Source organism: Streptomyces sp. NPDC005533 (assembly GCF_042871845.1).
In the GTDB taxonomy this organism is placed as follows: domain Bacteria; phylum Actinomycetota; class Actinomycetes; order Streptomycetales; family Streptomycetaceae; genus Streptomyces.
Genome location: NZ_JBIAJH010000001.1, coordinates 185,553 through 204,682 on the forward strand (window position 1 = coordinate 185,553; position 19,130 = coordinate 204,682).

General features: G+C 73.5%; 15 protein-coding genes. 13 read left to right on the plus strand and 2 right to left on the minus strand.

Annotation, left to right across the window (positions count from 1 at the left end):
• Positions 1 to 154: 154 nt before the first annotated feature.
• Positions 155 to 2,671 carry a helix-turn-helix domain-containing protein gene (locus ACFYP3_RS00850; RefSeq protein WP_388824656.1) on the plus strand — a complete coding sequence of 839 codons (2,517 nt, stop codon included), beginning with the start codon at positions 155 to 157 and terminating at the stop codon, positions 2,669 to 2,671.
• A 36-nt stretch (positions 2,672 to 2,707) separates the two neighbouring features.
• Here the strand turns inward: ACFYP3_RS00850 and ACFYP3_RS00855 are convergent, their stop codons facing one another.
• Positions 2,708 to 3,631: an NADP-dependent oxidoreductase gene (locus ACFYP3_RS00855; RefSeq protein ID WP_388824659.1), complete on the minus strand. Its 924-nt coding sequence runs from the start codon at positions 3,629 to 3,631 to the stop codon at positions 2,708 to 2,710.
• A 136-nt stretch (positions 3,632 to 3,767) separates the two neighbouring features.
• Here ACFYP3_RS00855 and ACFYP3_RS00860 point away from each other — a divergent pair, with 136 nt between their 5' ends.
• The 12 genes from ACFYP3_RS00860 to ACFYP3_RS00915 all read left to right on the plus strand — a co-directional run bounded on the left by ACFYP3_RS00860 (position 3,768) and on the right by ACFYP3_RS00915 (position 16,920).
• Entirely contained in the window at positions 3,768 to 4,796 is a 1,029-nt protein-coding gene (locus tag ACFYP3_RS00860) for a GlxA family transcriptional regulator (protein WP_388824662.1), read from the plus strand.
• 88 nt (positions 4,797 to 4,884) lie between these two features.
• Entirely contained in the window at positions 4,885 to 5,229 is a 345-nt protein-coding gene (locus ACFYP3_RS00865; protein ID WP_388824664.1) for a DUF1330 domain-containing protein, read from the plus strand.
• Between the two features lie 2 nt (positions 5,230 to 5,231).
• Positions 5,232 to 6,182 carry a hypothetical protein gene (locus ACFYP3_RS00870; RefSeq protein WP_388824667.1) on the plus strand — a complete coding sequence of 317 codons (951 nt, stop codon included), beginning with the start codon at positions 5,232 to 5,234 and terminating at the stop codon, positions 6,180 to 6,182.
• 49 nt (positions 6,183 to 6,231) lie between these two features.
• The gene (locus tag ACFYP3_RS00875) at positions 6,232 to 6,921 is read left to right on the plus strand and encodes an SDR family oxidoreductase (protein WP_388824670.1); all 690 of its coding nucleotides are present in this window, start codon (positions 6,232 to 6,234) and stop codon (positions 6,919 to 6,921) included.
• Complete coding sequence (locus ACFYP3_RS00880; protein WP_388824673.1) at positions 6,918 to 7,901, plus strand: methionine synthase; 984 nt, start codon at positions 6,918 to 6,920, stop codon at positions 7,899 to 7,901. Before ACFYP3_RS00875 ends, ACFYP3_RS00880 begins: the two co-directional genes overlap by 4 nt.
• A gap of 30 nt (positions 7,902 to 7,931) precedes the next feature.
• Positions 7,932 to 10,133: an NAD-dependent DNA ligase LigA gene (gene ligA / locus ACFYP3_RS00885; protein WP_388824676.1), complete on the plus strand. Its 2,202-nt coding sequence runs from the start codon at positions 7,932 to 7,934 to the stop codon at positions 10,131 to 10,133.
• Between the two features lie 407 nt (positions 10,134 to 10,540).
• On the plus strand, positions 10,541 to 12,721 hold the full coding sequence (locus ACFYP3_RS00890; protein ID WP_388824679.1) for a putative bifunctional diguanylate cyclase/phosphodiesterase: 2,181 nt from the start codon (positions 10,541 to 10,543) through the stop codon (positions 12,719 to 12,721).
• A 197-nt stretch (positions 12,722 to 12,918) separates the two neighbouring features.
• The gene (gene gatC, locus ACFYP3_RS00895; protein ID WP_030010586.1) at positions 12,919 to 13,215 is read left to right on the plus strand and encodes an Asp-tRNA(Asn)/Glu-tRNA(Gln) amidotransferase subunit GatC; all 297 of its coding nucleotides are present in this window, start codon (positions 12,919 to 12,921) and stop codon (positions 13,213 to 13,215) included.
• A 5-nt stretch (positions 13,216 to 13,220) separates the two neighbouring features.
• Positions 13,221 to 14,714, plus strand: a complete 1,494-nt coding sequence (gene gatA / locus ACFYP3_RS00900; RefSeq protein WP_388824682.1) for an Asp-tRNA(Asn)/Glu-tRNA(Gln) amidotransferase subunit GatA — start codon at positions 13,221 to 13,223, stop codon at positions 14,712 to 14,714.
• Positions 14,711 to 14,956: a hypothetical protein gene (locus ACFYP3_RS00905; RefSeq protein ID WP_356878288.1), complete on the plus strand. Its 246-nt coding sequence runs from the start codon at positions 14,711 to 14,713 to the stop codon at positions 14,954 to 14,956. The genes gatA and ACFYP3_RS00905 overlap by 4 nt, the downstream gene beginning before the upstream one ends.
• A 16-nt stretch (positions 14,957 to 14,972) precedes the next feature.
• On the plus strand, positions 14,973 to 16,481 hold the full coding sequence (gene gatB / locus ACFYP3_RS00910) for an Asp-tRNA(Asn)/Glu-tRNA(Gln) amidotransferase subunit GatB (protein WP_388824685.1): 1,509 nt from the start codon (positions 14,973 to 14,975) through the stop codon (positions 16,479 to 16,481).
• 157 nt (positions 16,482 to 16,638) lie between these two features.
• A complete protein-coding gene (locus tag ACFYP3_RS00915) occupies positions 16,639 to 16,920 on the plus strand; it encodes a hypothetical protein (protein WP_388824688.1) in 282 nt (93 codons plus the stop codon).
• A gap of 183 nt (positions 16,921 to 17,103) precedes the next feature.
• Here the strand turns inward: ACFYP3_RS00915 and ACFYP3_RS00920 are convergent, their stop codons facing one another.
• Positions 17,104 to 18,996, minus strand: coding sequence for a protein kinase (locus ACFYP3_RS00920; RefSeq protein WP_388824691.1), 1,893 nt, complete (start codon positions 18,994 to 18,996; stop codon positions 17,104 to 17,106).
• Positions 18,997 to 19,130: the final 134 nt, after the last annotated feature.

Below are 19,130 nucleotides of genomic sequence, written 5' to 3' on the forward strand. Positions count from 1 at the left end.
CGACAGGCACTCATCGTGGTGTTCGCGCTGGTCGGCGGACCATGCCCGCAACCGGCCATATGTGGCCGGTCGGTGGTGCCCCGTGGTTTGACCGGGATCCCGCAGGACATCGGACACAGGTGGCAGGAGCGTCGTCGGGGGAAAGGGCGTACAAGTGAGCAGCCGGTTCGGCGCGTTGCTCCGCGGGTTGCGGCACGAGGCGGGGATGACGCAGGAGCAGCTGGCCGAGCGGTCCCGGCTCGGGGTCCGGACCATCCACCGGCTGGAGACCGGCAAACCCACCGACGCCCGGATGGGAACGGTGAAGCAGGTCGCGCACGCACTGGCCGACGAGCTGAGGCGCGACCGGGACGAGCTCTGGACGGACCTGCTGGCCGCCCACCGGGGCAGCCCGGCCGCCGCCGGGCGGGCCGCGCAGGAGGGCGTGCGCGAGCCGCCCGCGCCCCCCGCGGCCGCGGCTCCGCCTCCCGCACCCGCCTCCGTGCCCGCTCCCTTACCGGCCCGGCCGGGGCGCCCCGGGACGCTGCCGACGTCCCGGGGCGCCCTGGCCGCGGTCGCCGAGGCGCTCGCCCACGACGTCTACGGCCGCTGCATCCGCGAGGAGGAGCAGCGCCGCGTCCACGACCCCTTCCCGCTGCCCGTGCGCTGGCGTTCCGCGCCCGCCGAACTGCTCGACCACCGGGCCAACATCAGCGGCACGCCCCCCGGGGCCGGCGACGCTTCCGGAGCAGCCGGAGCCGCCGGAGCTTCCGGGACCGCCGACGGGCAGCCGGCCCTGGACGGCGGCCTCACCGACATCACCGACATCACCGACATCGCCGACGCCTACCGGCGCGTCCGCTCCGGCCGGCTGGTGGTGCTCGGCCGGGCCGGCTCCGGCAAGACCGTCCTCGTGCTGCGGTTCGTCCTCGACCACCTGGGGGCCCGCACCCCCGGCGAGCCCGTGCCCGTGGTCTTCAGCGTGGGATCGTGGGACCCGACCGGCACCACCCTGCGCGACTGGCTGATCGCCCGGCTGCTGCGCGACCACCCGAACCTCGACGCGAGCGCGCCCGGCGGCTCCACCCTCGCCGCCGCCCTCGTCGACGCCGGATGGGTCCTGCCGGTGCTGGACGGGTTCGACGAGATGGCCACCGGGCTGCTCGGCGTCGCCCTGCGCGAACTCAACACCAGTGCGCTGCCGCTGCTCCTGACCAGCCGCACCGAGCAGTTCGCCGAGGCCGTCGGAGTCGAGGTGCTCCGCCGGACCGCGGGCATCGAGCTGCTGGACCTGAACGCCGACGACCTGGTCCACTACCTGCCCCGCACCGCGCGCCCCACCGCCCCGGCCGACCCCGACGGCCGGGCCGCCACCGGCTGGGACCCCGTACTGGAGCGGCTGCGCACGGATCCGGACGGCGCCCCCGGCGCCCGCCTCGCGGCCGTGCTGTGCACCCCCCTGATGGTCCTGCTCGCCCGGACCGTCTACAGCGACACCCCGGCCCAGGACCCGGCCGTACTGCTGGACTCCGCCCGCTTCCCGACCCCGGGGGCCATCGAGGAGCACCTGCTGGCCGGGTTCGTGCCGAGCGTCTACGCGGCGCCCCCCACGGCCGTCCCGCGCGCCCGCCGTGCCCGCCGCACCCGCACCTGGGACCCGCAGCGCGCCCGGCACTACCTGGGCCACCTCGCCCGGCACCTGGACCGGCCCGGGCGGCGCGAGGGCCAGGACCTGGCCTGGTGGCAGCTGCGCGAGTCACTGCCGCTCGCCTCGCGGATCCTCGCCGTCGTCCTCGCCTGCTCCCTGGTCACCGCGGTAGCCGACTGGCTGGTCTTCCCCGCCAGGAACCTGCTGGCGGGCCACGGCGCCGCCTTCGCCCTCGGTAGCGGCCTGCTGGACGCGCTGCTGTTCGGCCCCGCCGTCGGTCTCGCCTTCGGGCTGGTCCACGGACTCGTGGCCGTGCTCGGGATCCGGGCGTTCGAGCCGTCCCGGGTACGGATTCGGCTGCCCGCCCGCCGCCGCCGTCCGCCCGCCGGACCGTCCGCCCGCCGCGTCGCCGCCCTCGTACCGGCCGGACTGCTCGGCGGATGCGTGATGGGCCTCGGGTGCGGGCTCGCCTACACCGTCGGCGCGCAGCTGACGTACGGCGGGGTGCTGGCCAACCCCGCGGTGATCAAGGCGACGGCCGTCAACTGCCTGATGTACGGGCTCACGTTCGCCCTGGCGGGAGGGCTGGTACTCGGGCTCATGGCCACTTTGGAGACCCCCATCGACCTGGGCCGCGCCGCCACCCCGACGGACCTGCTCGCCGTCAACCGCAGCATCGTGGTGCGCCAGGCCCTGTTGCTCGCGCCGATGCTCACCGTGGTGATCGCCTTCGGCGGCCGGCTGCTGACCGAGCTGCTCCAGGACGTCGTCGGCCCCCTGACCTGGCCGATGGCCGACGGGCTCGCGCTCGGCGCGGTGGGCGGGGTGGCCGGCTCCCTCTCCTACGTCCTGGCGTTCACCGCCTGGGGCCAGTGGGTGCTGCTGGCCCGCGTCTGGCTGCCGCTGACCGGTCGCCTGCCCTGGGCGACCGTCGCCTTCCTGGAGGACGCCTACCGGCGCGGCGTGCTGCGCCAGGTCGGCGCCGTCTACCAGTTCCGCCACGCCCGGCTCCAGCGGCACCTGCGCGGACGGCCGAGGCCTTGACCCGGCCCCGGGCCGTCCCGCGGTGGACCGCGCCGCTCAGGCGACCGTGAGGACGATCTTGCCGGTGGTGCGGCCCAGCTCGCCGATCTCGTGCGCCTTCGCGGCCTGCTCCAGCGGCAGCACCGTGTCGACGAGCGGCTTCAGCAGGCCCTGCTCGGCCAGGGCGGCGATCTCCCGCAGGCCTTGCAGGTCGGGCTCCACCAGGACCCAGGAGGCGTGCACGCCCTCCGTGTCCGCGGGGATGCCGTCCGGGCCCGGCAGGGTCACCAGGTGTCCGCCCGGCCTCAGCACCTTCAGGGAGCGCCCCGTGTACTCCCCGCCGACGGCGTCGACCACGACGTCCACGCCGGAGACGACGTCCTCGAAGTCCGTGGTGCGGTAGTCGATCACCTCGTCGGCGCCGAGCTCGCGCAGCAGCGCGTGCTTGCCCGCGCTCGCCGTGCCGATCACGTACGCGCCGCGTGCCTTGGCGATCTGCACCGCCAAGTGGCCGACGCCGCCGGCCGCCGCGTGCACGAGCACCCGCTGTCCGGCCGTGACCCCGGCCGTGTCCACCAGCGCATGCCAGGCGGTCAGCGCCGCCAGCGGCAGCGCGGCCGCCTGCACGTGGTCGAGGGTGGCGGGCTTGCGGGCGAAGTGCCGGGCGGGGGCGGTCACGTACTCGGCGTATCCGCCGGCCTGCCGCGGGAACAGGGGCATCCCGTAGACCTCGTCGCCCGGCGCGTAGAGGGTCGTGCCGGGGCCGACCGCCTCGACGGTGCCCGAGACGTCCCAGCCGACGACGGGGGTCTCGCCCCACGCGATCAGCGCGCCGCTGGCCCGGGTCTTCCAGTCGACCGGGTTGACGCCCGCGGCGTGGACGCGGACCAGGACCTCGCCCAGGCCGGGCTCCGGCCGCTCGATCTCCCGCTCGACCAGGGTCTCGGGGCCGCCCCACCCGTTCACGACGATCGCGCGCATATCTGTCTGCCTCATTCCATGTCATTACGGTCAGTGCGTCGTTTTCCGGGCCGTTTCCCGGCGACGTGGTCCAGATTCGGGCATCGAGCGCCCGCACGGTATTGGCCGTACGGCCACCATGTGACAGGATCTGGCCATGAGCGAGGAACGCGCGGAACCCACGGAACCCACCCGGCGGACCGGGAGCGGTCCGGACGGCAGGCACCTGGTCGCGGTGCTCGCCCTGCCGGGCTTCCCGCCCTTCGAGCTCGGCATCCCCTCCCGCGTCTTCGGCCAGGCCGTGGACGACGCGGGCGAGCCCCTGTACGAGGTGGTCGTCTGCACCGCCGACGGCCGGCCCGTGCTCAGCGACTCCGGCTTCACCCTCCAGCCCGCCGCCGGCGGCGAGGCCCTGGCCGCCGCCGACACCGTGATCGTCCCGCCCACCCACGCAATGCCCGAGCTGGCGCTCGGCGGTCCGCTGCCGGCCGCCGTCGCCGACGCCATCGCCGGCATCCGCCCCGGCACCCGCCTGGTCTCCATCTGCTCCGGCTCCTACGTGCTGGCCGCCGCGGGCCTCCTCGACGGGCGCCCCGCCACCACCCACTGGAACCTCGCGCCGGAGTTCCGCCGGGCCTACCCCCGCGTCCGGGTCGACGAGGACGTCCTGTTCGTCGACGACGGCGACGTCCTGACCTCCGCCGGGGTCGCCGCCGGCGTCGACCTGTGCCTGCACCTGATCCGCCGAGACCACGGCGCGGCCATCACCAACCGCACCGCCCGGATGTGCGTCGTACCGCCCTGGCGCGACGGCGGGCAGGCCCAGTACATCGACCGGCCGGTGCCCGAACCCACCGTGGCCACCACCACCGCCACCCGCGCCTGGGCCCTGGAACGCCTCGCCGAACCGGTCACCCTCGCCGAACTGGCCGCCCACGCCCAAATGAGCCTGCGCACCTTCACCCGGCGCTTCCGCGACGAGGTCGGCATGACCCCGGTGCAGTGGCTCACCGCCCAACGCCTCGAAGTGGCCCGCCAGTTGCTGGAGTCCAGCGACCTGCCGGTCGACCTGGTCGCCCACCGCGCCGGCTTCGGCTCCGCGGGCTCCCTGCGCCAGCACATGCGGGCCGCCCTCGGCATCTCCCCGATCGCCTACCGGCGCACCTTCCAGCCCGCGGCGGCATGACCCCGGAGGTAATCGCCGCCCCGGGCCGCCCCTGACAGGATCGGACCAACGGCCCGGACCGGCGGGCCGATCGACAGGGGAGCAGACCGTGACCGCGTACGCCATCGCCCACATACGCCCCGAGACCATGAACGAGGACGTCCTCGAGTACATCGAGCGGATCCAGTCGACCATGGACCCCTTCGAGGGCCGCTTCCTCGTGCACGGCAAGCAGGTCGAGGTGGTGGAGGGCCCCTTCCCCGGCACCGTCGTCGTGATCGGCTTCCCGGACATCGAGCGGGCCCGCGCCTGGTACGCCTCCGACGCCTACCGGGCCATCCTCCCGCTGCGCACCCGCCACATCGCGGGCGAGGTCGTCCTGGTGGAGGGCGTCCCCGCCGACTACGACGCCTCCAGGACGGCGGCCCGCCTCCGCGCAGAAGCCGGCCTCTGACCATGGGCAACCGCGCCGTCTTCGTCCTCTCCGGCCCCTTGGGCCACACCCGCCACCGCTCCTCCTACGGCGCGGTGGACCTGGGACTCGACCTGGCGGCCGGGCCCGGTGCGGTCCTCCCGTTCCTGCGCGGCCACGCCAGGGAGGAGGGGTGGTACCCCGACGCCATGGTCGAGGCCGGCGTCCTCGCCGATGAGGACCGCCGGCTCCTGCTGCTCTTCGCGGGCGAGGGGCCCCTCGCCCCCCACCGCACCCGGGCGGCCGCCCTGGAGCTGCTGCGGTGCGCCTGGCCGGGCTGGGAGGTGAACTGGCTCTACGACGGCCAGAGCGGGCTGCGCGCCCACCTCGGGCTCGACCCGCAGGAGGCGGACACCGCCGTGTGCCCCGGCCCCGCGCTGGAAGCGGACGACGAGGAGTTGGCGGACCCCGACCCGCTGGTCGCCGTGGTCACCATCGGCCCGGACCGCTGCCATGTGCTCGCCGACATCGACGCCCACCCCGTCGAGGAGGGGCCCGCCCTGCTGGACCGGCTCCGGGACGCCCCGGACCACGGGAGCCACCGGCTGCGCGCGGACGCCGGCATCCACGTGGATCCCGAGCGGCGCCGGGTCGGCTGGTGGCTGAACACGGCCCGGGCCCACGGCCGTACCCTCGCCGCCCGTTGGCCCGGCTGGTCGGTGGAGTTCTGGGAGGACCGCTGGGCCGACCACGAGAGGGCCTGTGGTGGCCGCTTCGCCCCGCCCGCGCCGGACCGCGCGAACGCGCTGGCCGAAGTGCGCGAGCGGGTGCTGGCGCGGTGGGCCGGGCCGCGGGGTGACGTGCGGGGCCGGCTCACCGCGGCGCTCCCGCACGCTGTGATCGGCCGGGGTTTCGCCCCCGCCGTCACGGAGGAGCAGGCGGCCGCCGCCCGCGTCGCCGTGGAACGCGCCTACGCGGCGGCCGTCGGCAGCTGACCTCGGGCTTCGGGCACCGGGCACGCCCAGGGGTGCGAGCATGGGCGGTATGGCTACTCACATGATCACCGGTGCCGGATCCGGCATCGGCGCGGCCGTCGCGGCCCGCCTGCACGCCCGCGGCGACGACCTCGTCCTCCTCGCCCGCGACGCCGCCCGCGGCAAGCAGCTCGTCGAGCGGTACCCGGGGGCGCGCGCCCTCGTGGGCGACCTCGCCGACCCCGACCGGCTCTCCTGGGCCTTCTCCAAGCAGCCGATCCCCGAGCGGATCGACTCCCTGCTGCACGTCGCCGGGATCGTGGACCTCGGACCGGTCGGGGAGCTGCGCCCCAAGACCTGGCACCAGCAGCTCAACGTCAACCTCGTCGCGCCCGCCGAGGTCACCCGGCTGCTCCTGCCCACCCTGCGCGCCTCCAAGGCCACCGTCGTCTTCGTGAACTCCGGCGCCGGCCTGACCGCCCACGCGGACTGGAGCGCGTACGCCGCCTCCAAGCACGGGCTGAAGGCCCTCGCCGACGCGCTGCGCGCGGAGGAGAGGCCCCACGGGATCCGCGTCACCTCCGTGTACCCCGGCCGGACCGCCAGCCCCATGCAGGCCAAGGTGCACTCCCAGGAGGGCAAGGCCTACGACCCGGCCGCCTGGATCGACCCCGAGTCGGTGGCGACCACCATCGTCATGGCCGTCGACCTGCCGCGCGACGCCGAGGTCAACGACCTGAGCGTCAGGCCGGGCCGATGACCGCCGGCGCCACCGGCATCGGTTCGCTGCCCGGCGGCGACGCCCGCGAGGCCGCCAAGACCGTCACCGGATCCTTCGAGGAGTTCCCGTACCTCCCCGAGCTGCCCGCCCGCGGGCCCGGCGCCGACATGATCGGCCGGTCCCTCGGACTGCTCGTCGACATGTACGCGCACGTCGAGCCCAGCGGCTGGCGGATCAGCGACCGCCCCGGACGGGACTCCAAGCGGGCCCGGTCCTGGCTCGGCGAGGACCTCGACGCCCTGGAGGAGTTCACCCAGGGCTACACCGGGAAGCTCAAGGTCCAGGCGGTCGGCCCGTGGACGCTGGCCGCCGCCCTGGAGCTGCACGGCGGCGAGGCGATGCTCCAGGACGCGGGCGCCTGCCGCGACCTGGCCGGATCGCTGGCCGAGGGGCTGCGCGACCACCTGGCCGACGTGCGCAAGCGGATCCCCGGCGCCGACATCGTGCTGCAGTTCGACGAGCCGTCCCTGACGGCCGTACTGCTCGGCCGGGTCCGCTCCGCGAGCGGCTACCGCACCTACCGCGCCGTCGACCGGCAGGTCGTCGAGGGCACCCTGCGCGAGCTCTTCGCCGTCCACGCCGGGGACGTGATCGTGCACTCCTGCGCGCCCGAGGTCCCCTTCGGCCTGCTCCGGCGGGCCGGGGCCACGGGCGTGTCGTTCGATTTCTCGCTGCTCACCGAGCGCGAGGATGACGCCATCGGGGAGGCCGTCGAAGGCGGTGCGCAACTCTTCGCCGGAGTGGTGCCGGGCACGGACGGCCCGTTGTCGGACCCTGCCGGTAGCGTCATGGGTGTCAGGAAGCTTTGGCGCAGGCTGGGGCTGGCCCCGGGGACTCTGGCGGAGTCCGTCGTGGTCACTCCCTCGTGCGGTCTGGCGGGCGCCTCGCCCGCCTACGCCCGCGCGGTGCAGGCGCATTGCGTCAGGGCGGCGAGGTCGCTCGCCGACAACCCTGAGTGACGGTCGAGACGGGGCACGGGAGGACACGGCATGGCAGCCGAACAGCAGGACACGGCAGTACCGGCGGCGGTGCGCGAGCAGCACCAGCTGCTCGCCGAGCAGATCGAGGAGCACCGCTTCCGGTACTACGTGAACGACCAGCCGGTCGTCAGCGACGCCGAGTTCGACACGCTGCTGCGCTCGCTGGAGGCGCTGGAGGAGCAGTACCCGGAGCTGCGCACGCCCGACTCGCCCACCCAGAAGGTGGCCGGGGCGTACGAGACGGACTTCGCCTCCGTCGAGCACCGGGAGCGCATGCTCTCCCTCGACAACGCCTTCGACGACGAGGAACTGGCCGCCTGGGCCGAGCGGGTGGCCCGGGACGTGAACACCTCGGACTACCACTACCTGTGCGAGCTGAAGGTGGACGGCCTCGCCGTCAACCTCACCTACGAGAACGGCCGGCTCACCCGTGCCGCCACCCGCGGTGACGGCCGCACCGGTGAGGACATCACGCCCAACGTCCGCACCATCGCCGAGATCCCGGACCGCCTCAAGGGCGACCGGATCCCGGCCCTCGTCGAGATCCGCGGCGAGGTCTACTTCCCGATGGAGAAGTTCGAGGAGCTCAACGCGCGGCTCGTGGAGGCGGAGGGCAAGCCCTTCGCCAACCCGCGCAACGCCGCGGCCGGTTCGCTGCGGCAGAAGGATCCCAAGGTCACCGCCAGCCGCCCGCTGCACATGGTCGTCCATGGCATCGGCGCCCGCGAGGGCTTCGAGATCGAGCGCCAGTCGCAGGCGTACGAGCTGCTGCGCGAGTGGGGCCTGCCGACCGCCCGGCACAACAGGGTGGTCACCTCCCTCGCCGACGTCCGCGCGTTCATCACGGAGTTCGGCGAGAACCGGCACTCGGTGGAGCACGAGATCGACGGCGTCGTCGTCAAGCTCGACGAGATCGCCCTCCAGGGGCGGCTCGGCTCCACGGCGCGCGCACCGCGCTGGGCCATCGCCTGGAAGTACGCCCCCGAAGAGGTCAACACCAAGCTGATCGACGTCAAGGTCGGCGTCGGCCGCACCGGGCGCGTCACCCCGTACGCGCAGGTGGAGCCGGTGACGGTGGCGGGCTCCGAGGTCGAGTTCGCGACCCTGCACAACCAGGAGGTCGTCAAGGCCAAGGGCGTGCTCATCGGGGACACGGTCGTCCTGCGCAAGGCGGGCGACGTCATCCCCGAGATCCTCGGGCCGGTGGTGGACCTGCGCGACGGCAGCGAGCGGGAGTTCGTGATGCCCGCCGAGTGCCCCGCGTGCGGGACGGCGCTGCGGCCCATGAAGGAGGGGGACATCGACGTCCGGTGCCCCAACGCCCAGACCTGCCCCGCCCAGCTGCGCGAGAGGATCTACTACCTCGCCGGCCGGCAGGCCCTGGACATCGAGAACTTCGGCATCGTCGCGGCGGCCGCGCTGACCGGCCCGCTGGAGCCGGCGCAGCCGCCCCTGCTCGACGAGGGCGACCTCTTCGACCTGACGATCGAGCAGCTGCTGCCCATCAAGGCGTACGTCCTGGACCAGGACAGCGGTCTGCCCAAGCGGGACCCGAAGACGGGTGAGGAGAAGATCGTCAGAGTCTTCGCCAACCAGAAGGGCGAGCCGAAGAAGAACGCCCTGGCGATGCTGGAGAACATCGCGGCCGCCAAGGAGCGCCCGCTCGCCCGCGTGATCAACGGACTGTCGATCCGTCACGTCGGCCCGGTCGCCGCCGAGGCCCTCGCCCGGGAGTTCCGCTCCATCGAGCGCATCGAGCAGGCCACCGAGGAGGAGCTGACCGCCACCGACGGGGTCGGGGCGATCATCGCCGCCTCCCTCAAGGAGTGGTTCGCCGTCGACTGGCACCAGGAGATCCTGCGCAAGTGGCGGGCGGCCGGGGTCCGGATGGAGGAGGAGGGTTCCGCCGAGGAGGAGGGGCCCCGCCCGCTGGAGGGGCTGACCGTCGTCGTCACCGGCACTTTGCAGAGCCACACGCGGGACGGCGCGAAAGAGGCCCTGCAGAGCCGCGGCGCCAAGGTCACCGGCTCCGTGTCGAAGAAGACCTCCTTCGTCGTCGTCGGCGACAACCCGGGCTCCAAGTACGACAAGGCCGTGCAGTTGAAGCTGGCCATCCTCGACGACGCCGGTTTCGCGGTGCTGCTGGAGCAGGGCCCGGACGCGGCGCGGGAGGCCGCGCTCCCGCTGGACGGCGAGGGCGAAGGGGAGTAGTACCGGCTGGTACCGGGAAATACCCGAGAAGGGAATCGCCGAGGGGGAGTAGCGAAGGCGAACGGATGCGTGGCGTGCGGCCGTACGGGCGGGCGTACGCCAGGCGCGGAGGCCGGTGGTAAACGGCTGGTACAAGGCTGGTCGCAGGGCGGTGACCTGTCGGATCATCGGATGGGTGACGTGGGGGTCCTGGTCCAAACTCACCCGTTCGGCGGATACCGTACTGATGAGGATGGCTGGGTCGCATTCGGGCAACCACTGCCGACCGCTGCCCCTGGGAGCCTCCCGCGTCCTACTGTTGAGGGGTGCGCCTGTCGTGCACGGCTGCAGGACGCGATCCGGCCGTGGTGGCATGACATCGGGGCCATCGAGTGACATCGGCATCGCCGGCTGTGAGAGGTACGGGCATGAAACCCACCGAAAGCGCCGACCCGTCACCTGAATTCGGCGGGGAACTCCCGTCCATGCGGGCGGGCAGGCTCGGTGTCCTGGGTGTCAGGACACCGGAGACCCGACCGATCGGCACCGACGCGGGCGGACAGGAACGCCGCGGCGTGCTGCCCTTCCTGGTCGTGGGCCTCTCGGTCGTGGTCCTCGGCGCCGGCATCGTGTCCGCGCTGAGCGGCCGTCACGCGCTGTTCCCGGGCGGCACGGTCGGCTGGGCGCTGGCCCTGCTCACCGGCATCATCGTCGGCCACCTCGTCGCCCTGGGCCGGGACCGCTGGTGGGGCGGCACCGGATCCGGCGCCGCGCTCACCCTCGGCGTGCTCCTCCTCTACGGGTGGGTGCCCGCGGGCCTGGTCTCGCTGGCCGTCGTCTCCCTCGTCGGAGCCGCCCGTCGCCACCGCTGGCGGCAGGGGCTGCTGCACGGCTCCGTGGACATCCTCGGCATCGGCGCCGGGGCTCTCGTACTCGCCGCCTTCGGAGTGGAACCCTCCGTCGAGGCCCCCTGGCTGCCCACCACCTGGGGGCTGGAGGCGGTCCCCGAGGTGGTCCTCGTCGCCGTCGCCTACCTGCTCGTCACCCGCGTCCTGCTCTGGATCGCGCTCGCCCCGCGCGGCGGCGGCCTGCCGACCGTCGCCCGCACCGCCCTGCTCCGGCAGGCCTTAGTCGCGGTCGCGCTGCTCGGCATCGCCCCGCTGATCTGCGTCGTCGGCGTCACCCAGCCCGTCCTGCTGCCGCTGTTCGCCGTACCGCTGATCGCGCTGGACTCCACCCTGTGGATCGCCCGGGCGCGCGCCGAGGAACAGCTGCGGGACCCGCTGACCGGCCTCCCGAACCGGCAGTGGCTGCTGGAGCGGGCCTGGTCCGCCCTGGACGAGGCTGAACGTTTGGGCACCCGGGCAGCTCTCGTGCTGATCGACCTGGACCGCTTCCGGGCGGTCAACGACACCCTCGGCCACCTGGCGGGCGACCGCCTGCTGCTCCAGATCGCCGACCGGCTGCGCCAGGCCCTGCCCGAGGAAGCCGAGGCGGCCCGGCTCGGCGGCGACGAGTTCGCCGTGCTGCTGCCCGTCACCGACTCCACCACGAGCGCCCAGCGCGTCGCCCGCCACCTGGTCGCCGAGCTCAGCTCCCCGCTCGACCTGGACGGCCTCACCCTCGTCCTGGAGGCCAGCGCCGGCCTCGCCGTCTTCCCCGACCACGCCCTGGACGCGGAGGGGCTGCTGCGGCGCGCGGACGTGGCGATGTACCAGGCCAAGCGCGACCGGACGGGCGTGGAGGTGTACGAGTCCAAGCGGGACAGCAACACCCCCGACCGCCTGGGCCTCCTCGGCGACCTCCGCAGGGCCCTGGACGCCGGTGAAGTGGAACTCCACTACCAGCCGAAGGTGCGCTTCGACGGCCAGGTGGCCGGGCTCGAAGCCCTGGTCCGCTGGGTCCACCCGGAACGCGGACGCGTGTCCCCGGACGAGTTCATCGCGATCGCCGAGACCTCCGGGTTGATGCCGCACCTGACGGAGTACGTCCTGGAGACGGCCCTCGCCCAGGTGGCACGGTGGCGGGCCCAGGGCCTGAAGGTCCCGGTCGCCGTCAACGTCTCGCCGCGCGACGTCCACACCCCCGGCTTCGCGGGCGCGGTCGCCGCGCGACTGGCCCGGCACGGGGTCCCGGCGAGCGGGCTGCAGCTGGAGATAACGGAACACGTCCTGCTGGAGGACCCCCAGCGGGCGGCCGACACCATGGCCGGGCTCACCGGCCACGGCGTGAAGATGTCGCTGGACGACTTCGGCACGGGCTACTCCTCGCTCGTCCACCTGCGGCGGCTGCCGGTCAGCGAGCTGAAGATCGACCGTTCCTTCGTGGGCCGGCTGGCGGTCGACGCGCAGGACGCGGAGATCGTCCGCTGCACCGTGGACCTCGCCCACTCGCTCGGCCTGCTGGTCGTCGCCGAGGGCGTGGAGGACGACGAGACGTGGGAGCGGCTGCGGGACCTGGGCTGCGACGCCGTGCAGGGGTGGCTGGTCGCCGCCGCGATGCCGCCGCAGGAGGCCACCGCCTGGCTGCTGGCCCGCGGCGAACGCGGCTGGCGCCGCCCGGCCGACATCTCGGCCGAACTGGCGGCGGCCGAGGCCGACGCGGTCTGACCGCGCTCCGCCCGGCCGGGCGGGGCCCCGGATCCTCGACCCCGCCGGCGATCGGGGCGCGGGGTCGGGCGGCGCCCGGGGGGCCGAGCCGGCGGCCCCGTCCGGGCATCGGGCCAAACCGTTTCGCAGGCCGGGGGCCGGGCCCCATAGGATTGGGTCCGAAACCAAACATCCGCCCACCCCCAGAGGATCGCTGCATGCCTGGCATTACGCGCGAGGAGGTCGTCCACCTCGCTCGGCTGGCGCGCCTTGAGCTGTCCAGCAACGAGCTGGATCACTTCGCCGGACAGCTCGGCGACATCATCGGCGCGGTCGCCCGCGTTTCCGAGGTCGCCGACCAAGACGTCCCGCCGACCTCCCACCCGCTGCCGCTGACGAACGTCATGCGCGCGGACGAGGTCCGTCCGTCGCTCACCCCCGAGCAGGCGCTCTCCGGTGCTCCCGCCCAGGAGCAGCAGCGTTTCAAGGTGCCGCAGATCCTGGGGGAGGACTAACAGCCATGGTCGACATCATCAAGCTCACGGCCGCCGAGACCGCCGAGAAGATCGCCTCCGGCGAGCTCACGGCCGTCGAGGTGACCGAGGCCCACCTGGCCCGCATCGACGCCACCGACGAGAAGGTCCACGCCTTCCTGCACGTGGACCGCGAGGGCGCCCTCGCGCAGGCCCGCGCCGTCGACGCCAAGCGCGAGCGCGGCGAGAAGCTCGGCCCGCTGGCCGGCGTCCCGCTCGCCCTCAAGGACATCTTCACCACCGTCGGGGTCCCGACCACCGTCGGTTCGAAGATCCTCGAAGGCTGGATCCCGCCGTACGACGCCACCCTGACGCGCAAGCTGAAGGAAGCCGACGTCGTCATCCTCGGCAAGACCAACATGGACGAGTTCGCCATGGGGTCCTCCACCGAGAACAGCGCCTACGGCCCGACCGGCAACCCCTGGGACCTCACCCGGATCCCCGGCGGCTCCGGCGGCGGCTCCGCGGCCGCCCTCGCCGCCTTCCAGGCCCCCCTCGCGATCGGCACGGACACCGGCGGCTCCATCCGCCAGCCCGCCGCCGTCACGGGCACGGTCGGCGTGAAGCCCACGTACGGCGGTGTCTCCCGCTACGGCATGGTCGCCTTCTCCTCCTCCCTCGACCAGGGCGGTCCCTGCGCCCGTACGGTCCTGGACGCGGCGCTCCTGCACGAGGTCATCGCGGGCCACGACCCGCTGGACTCCACCTCCATCGACGCCCCGGTCCCGCCGGTCGTCGAGGCCGCCCGCAACGGCTCGGTCGCCGGCATGCGCGTCGGCGTGGTCAAGCAGTTCGCCGGTGAGGGCTACCAGGCCGGCGTCGTCCAGCGCTTCAACGAGTCGGTGGAGCTCCTCAAGGAGCTCGGCGCCGAGATCGTCGAGCTGGACTGCCCGTCCTTCGACCTCGCGATGGCCGCGTACTACCTGATCGCGCCGTCCGAGTGCTCCTCGAACCTGGCCCGCTTCGACGCCATGCGCTACGGCCTGCGCGTCGGCGACGACGGCACCAAGTCCGCCGAGGAGGTCACCGCGCTCACCCGCGAAGCCGGCTTCGGCGACGAGGTCAAGCGCCGCATCATCCTCGGCACGTACGCGCTCAGCTCCGGCTACTACGACGCGTACTACGGCTCCGCCCAGAAGGTCCGCACCCTCATCTCGCAGGACTTCGAGAAGTCCTTCGAGCAGGTCGACGTGATCGTCTCCCCGACGACCCCGACCACCGCCTTCCCGATCGGTGAGCGCACCGACGACCCGCTGGCGATGTACCTCGCGGACCTGTGCACCATCCCGACCAACCTGGCCGGCAACTCCGCCATGTCGCTCCCCTGCGGCCTGGCCCCGGAGGACGGTCTCCCGGTCGGGCTGCAGATCATCGCCCCGGCGATGAAGGACGACCGGCTCTACAAGGTCGGTGCCGCCGTCGAGGCCGCCTTCGTCGCCCGTTGGGGTCACCCGCTGCTTGAGGAGGCACCGTCGCTGTGAGCACCAGTGCACTGTCCAAGGCCAAGGGCTTCAAGAAGTCCAAGACCGGGACCTACCTGTCCATCGGCACCACCGCCTTCGGCGCCCTGAGCGTGATCAAGCAGGTCAAGAAGGCCCGCGTCGAGCACGACACGCTCAAGCTGATCGACGCCGCCGTGTCCGCCGCCGCCATCGTCACCGGCCTCGCGATCCTGTACCGCGAGCTGAAGCGCCTGGGCGACGACGACGTCCTGCTGGGCTGAGAGGGAAAGTTTCACCGTGACCTTCACCGAACTGCTGTCGTACGAGGACGCTCTCGCCTCGTTCGACCCCGTCATGGGCCTCGAGGTCCATGTCGAGCTCGGCACCAAGACGAAGATGTTCTGCGGCTGCTCCACGGAGCTCGGCGCCGAGCCCAACTCGCAGACGTGCCCCACCTGCCTCGGCCTGCCCGGCTCGCTCCCGGTCGTCAACGCGATCGGCATCGAGTCCGCCGTCAAGATCGGTCTCGCGCTGAACTGCGAGATCGCCGAGTGGTGCCGCTTCGCCCGGAAGAACTACTTCTATCCGGACATGCCGAAGAACTTCCAGACCTCCCAGTACGACGAGCCCATCGCCTTCAACGGCTACCTCGACGTCCAGCTGGAGGACGGCGAGATCTTCCGCGTGGAGATCGAGCGCGCCCACATGGAGGAGGACACCGGCAAGTCGCTGCACGTCGGCGGCGCCACCGGCCGTATCCACGGCGCGTCCCACTCCCTGCTGGACTACAACCGCGCCGGCATCCCGCTCATCGAGATCGTCACCAAGCCCATCGAGGGCGCGGGCGAGCGGGCCCCCGAGGTCGCCAAGGCGTACGTCGCCGAGCTGCGCGAGGTCATCAAGGCGCTCGGCGTCTCCGAGGCCCGCATGGACAAGGGCCAGATGCGCTGCGACGTGAACCTGTCGCTGCGCCCCACCCCCGAGTCCGAGTTCGGCACCCGCAGCGAGACGAAGAACGTCAACTCGCTGCGCTCCGTCGAGCGTGCCGCGCGCTTCGAGATCCAGCGCCACGCGGCCGTGCTCACCTCCGGCGGCTCGATCGTGCAGGAGACCCGGCACTTCCACGAGGAGGACGGCTCCACCACGGCCGGCCGCATCAAGGACAACGCCGAGGACTACCGGTACTTCCCGGAGCCCGACCTGGTCCCCGTGGCCCCCGCCCGCGACTGGGTCGAGGAGCTGCGCGCCGGCCTGCCCGAGATGCCGCGCGTGCGCCGCAACCGGCTCCGCGAGGAGTGGGGCGTCAGCGAGCACGACATGCAGTCGATCCTCAACGCGGGCGCCGTGGACTCCATCGTCGCCACGATCGAGGCGGGCGCAGACTCGACGGCCGCGCGCAAGTGGTGGATGGGCGAGCTGGCCCGCAACGCCAACGAGCAGGGTGTGGTCGTCGACGAGCTGCCCATCACCCCGGCCCAGGTCGCGCGCGTCGCGGCCCTGGTCGCGGCCGGTGAGCTCAACGACAAGCTGGCCCGCCAGGTCCTGGAGGGCGTCCTCGCCGGCGAGGGCACCCCGGACGAGGTCGTCGAGAAGCGCGGCCTGAAGGTCGTCTCGGACGAGGGCGCGCTCGGCGCGGCCGTGGACGAGGCCATCGCGGGCAACGCGGCCATCGCGGACAAGATCCGCGGCGGCAAGATCGCGGCCGTCGGCGCCCTGGTCGGCGCGGTCATGAAGACCACCCGCGGCCAGGCCGACGCGGCCCGCGTCAAGGAGCTCATCCTGGAACGCCTGGGCGTCTCCGAGTAACCCCTCCGCACGCACGGCGGCCCCGCACCGGACCCTCCGGTGCGGGGCCGCCGCACGTGCGGGCCGTGGGCGGGGTGATCGCCCGCGAGGGGCGCGCGATCCTCGCACGTCGGGGGTGGACCGGCGGAGATCGGTGCGATCGTCATCGCGGTGGCGGGTGTCGCGGGAACGCTCGGCGGCACGCTGCTCACCCAGCGGGGCGCGGAGCGGGCGAAGCGCCGCGAGAGCGAGCTGGTGCGCGCCCACGACGCTGCGTGAGAACCGGGCGCTGCGCCGCACGTGCTACGCGGACCTCGACCGGGACGCCCGGCAGTTCACCACCGCGCTCAACCAACACCTGCACACCCTGCGGGAACGCACCGTCGACGCCCGGCAGGAGCTCTGGGACCCGCTCCGGGTGATGCGGGAGGCCATGCGCGCCGACCTCGGCGTGGGCTGAGACCGGACCGGGCCCGGGCGGCCGCCCGGAACCGAGCCGCCCGACGCTGTCCGTGGTGTGGTCCCCGACCGCCACGGCGGGGCGCACCGAGTCGTCGGCGGCCTTCGCGGGGCGGCCCGCGGGCTCGTCCTGCGGGAGCCCCGCGGGCCGGCACCACGTGGTCGCCCCGCAGGCGACGTTCCGTCAGCGCGTCAGCTGCGGGGCGGCGATGACCACCTTGCCCATGTCACAGCCGGCGTCCACCTTGATGCGCAGCCGCAGGGCGCCGTTCACCTCCACCCGCTTGGTGATCGGCTTGCCGAGCGCGACGAGTTCGGAGAAGGCGGCCGGCTGGCCGTCGAGCGAGACGCTGACGCGCCCCTTCTCGTTGGTGGAACCGTCGTCGATCCCGGCCGTGAAGTCCAGGAACTTCCACTCGCGGTTGAGGTCGAACTCCGCGATCGCGTCGCCGTTGCAGCCCAGGTCGGCGATGAAGGCCGCGCCGTACTGCTTGGTGTTGATCTTCGCCGCCCCGACCGCGAATTCGCCGAGGCCGTTGACGGGGTTCATGACGGTCAGATCGGCCGCGTTGACGCCGGGCGCGGTGCCGTTCGCGGGCTTCGACGCGGTGGCGGTGGGCTCGACCAGCCCGTCGGCCGGGGCCGACGGGCCGGCGGCGGCCGGCGTCGGCGTCGCGTCCGGGGCGGACGGCTGCCGGCTGGAGGCGGCGGCCACCGGTCCGTCCGCGCCCGAGGCCTGCCCCGTCCGCCGGTCCTTGTCCTTGTCGCCCAGCAGCTGTACGCCGGCCACCGCGAGGGCGGCCAGTACCAGCACCGTGGCGACCGAGCCCAGGACCAGGCCGGTCCGCCGCTTCTTCGGCCGCGCGGGCTCCGGGGCCGGGGCCGGCGCCGGGTCCAGGTGGTACGTCGGCCCGTACCCGGCGGGCACGGCCGACGGGACCCGCTCCGCCGCGGCCGTGGCCTGGGCGGTGGGCGCCGGATCCGGCACCGTCACCGGGGCCGTCGCCCGGTCCGGTACCGCGACGGGCTCCGGCGAGGGCGCCGCCGGAGCCGCGTGCGCGATCGGGGTGTACGCGGGCGGGGCGGACGGGGGCGGCGCCGCCGCCACCGGCGGGGCCACGGGCTGCGGCGGGGCGGCCGGGCGCGGCGGGGTGTCCTGGACGGCCCGCTGCGAGGTGGAGGTGGTCGTGGAGACCACCGCGTGGCGGACGTCCTTCATCCAGCCGGCCAGGTTCACCGGCCGCTTCCCCGGGTCGGCCGCGTAGATGGAGGCGATCCGCGCCCGCTGCTCGGCGTCCAGCACGGCGATCTGGGGCAGCGCCGTCAGCGCGTGCGCCAGCTGCTCCGGGGTCGCGGGCGGTGACTGCCCGCTCAGCAGGAAGTAGGCGATGGCCCCGAAGGCGTACCGGTCCGTGCCCGGCGTCCGCTTGCCGTCGAAGACCTCGGGCGCCGCGTAGCCCGGGGTGAACCAGACCTCCGCCGTCTGGTGGTCGGCAGTCAGCTTGCTGAGGCCGAAGTCCACGAGCGTGGCCTGCCCGTGGGCGTCGACCATGACGTTGCCGGGGGAGAGGTCGCCGTGGACGACCTGGCGCCCGGACGGCGTGGCCTTCCCCGAGTGCAGCCAGTCCAGTACGTCGGCCAGCTGTTCCAGGGTGCGCATCACCTCGCGCCGCTCGGCGGCGGTGGCGAGCGTCCGCTCGGCCCGCCAGTCCCGCAGGTCCAGGCCGTCGACGTGGTTCATCACGAGGACGAGCGCCCGACCCGTCAGGGTCGAGGACTCACCGGGCCGGTGGATCGGCGGACCCTCGAAGTGCTCGCGTACACCCACGACGCCGGGCCGGTGGACGAAGCGCAGCAGTTCGGCCTGCTCGTTCCACTTCTGGCTGATGCGGTCGAAGATGTCGGGCGTGATGGTCGTCTTGGAGTCGAGCACCTTGACGACCACGGGCTCGGATCCGCCGGCGAGCTCGATCTCGGCGAGATAGAGCACGGCCTCCCCACCGCGCCCGATGGACCGGAGCAGACGGTAGCGGTCCGCCGCCGAGTCGGGTCCGATGTGCAGGTTCTGACTGGTCAATGTCCCCCACCTCAACACAGTTTGAGAGGGCCTCAGCTTCCCGGGGGATGTGTGCGGGGTCAATCGGAATCGGTAATCCCGGTGAGAAGCGCGGCCGGGCGCCCGGCGGGCGGAACCGCCGTTCGGGCAGGTTC

Excerpts from the sequence above, each read along its gene's own strand:
- ACFYP3_RS00855 (WP_388824659.1), bottom strand. The coding sequence starts at position 3,631 with ATGCGCGCGATCGTCGTGAACGGGTGGGGCGGCCCCGAGACCCTGGTC.
- ACFYP3_RS00860 (WP_388824662.1), top strand. The coding sequence starts at position 3,768 with ATGAGCGAGGAACGCGCGGAACCCACGGAACCCACCCGGCGGACCGGG.
- ACFYP3_RS00870 (WP_388824667.1), top strand. The coding sequence starts at position 5,232 with ATGGGCAACCGCGCCGTCTTCGTCCTCTCCGGCCCCTTGGGCCACACC.
- ACFYP3_RS00875 (WP_388824670.1), top strand. The coding sequence starts at position 6,232 with ATGGCTACTCACATGATCACCGGTGCCGGATCCGGCATCGGCGCGGCC.
- ACFYP3_RS00880 (WP_388824673.1), top strand. The coding sequence starts at position 6,918 with ATGACCGCCGGCGCCACCGGCATCGGTTCGCTGCCCGGCGGCGACGCC.
- ligA (WP_388824676.1), top strand. The coding sequence starts at position 7,932 with ATGGCAGCCGAACAGCAGGACACGGCAGTACCGGCGGCGGTGCGCGAG.
- ACFYP3_RS00890 (WP_388824679.1), top strand. The coding sequence starts at position 10,541 with ATGAAACCCACCGAAAGCGCCGACCCGTCACCTGAATTCGGCGGGGAA.
- gatC (WP_030010586.1), top strand. The coding sequence starts at position 12,919 with ATGCCTGGCATTACGCGCGAGGAGGTCGTCCACCTCGCTCGGCTGGCG.
- gatA (WP_388824682.1), top strand. The coding sequence starts at position 13,221 with ATGGTCGACATCATCAAGCTCACGGCCGCCGAGACCGCCGAGAAGATC.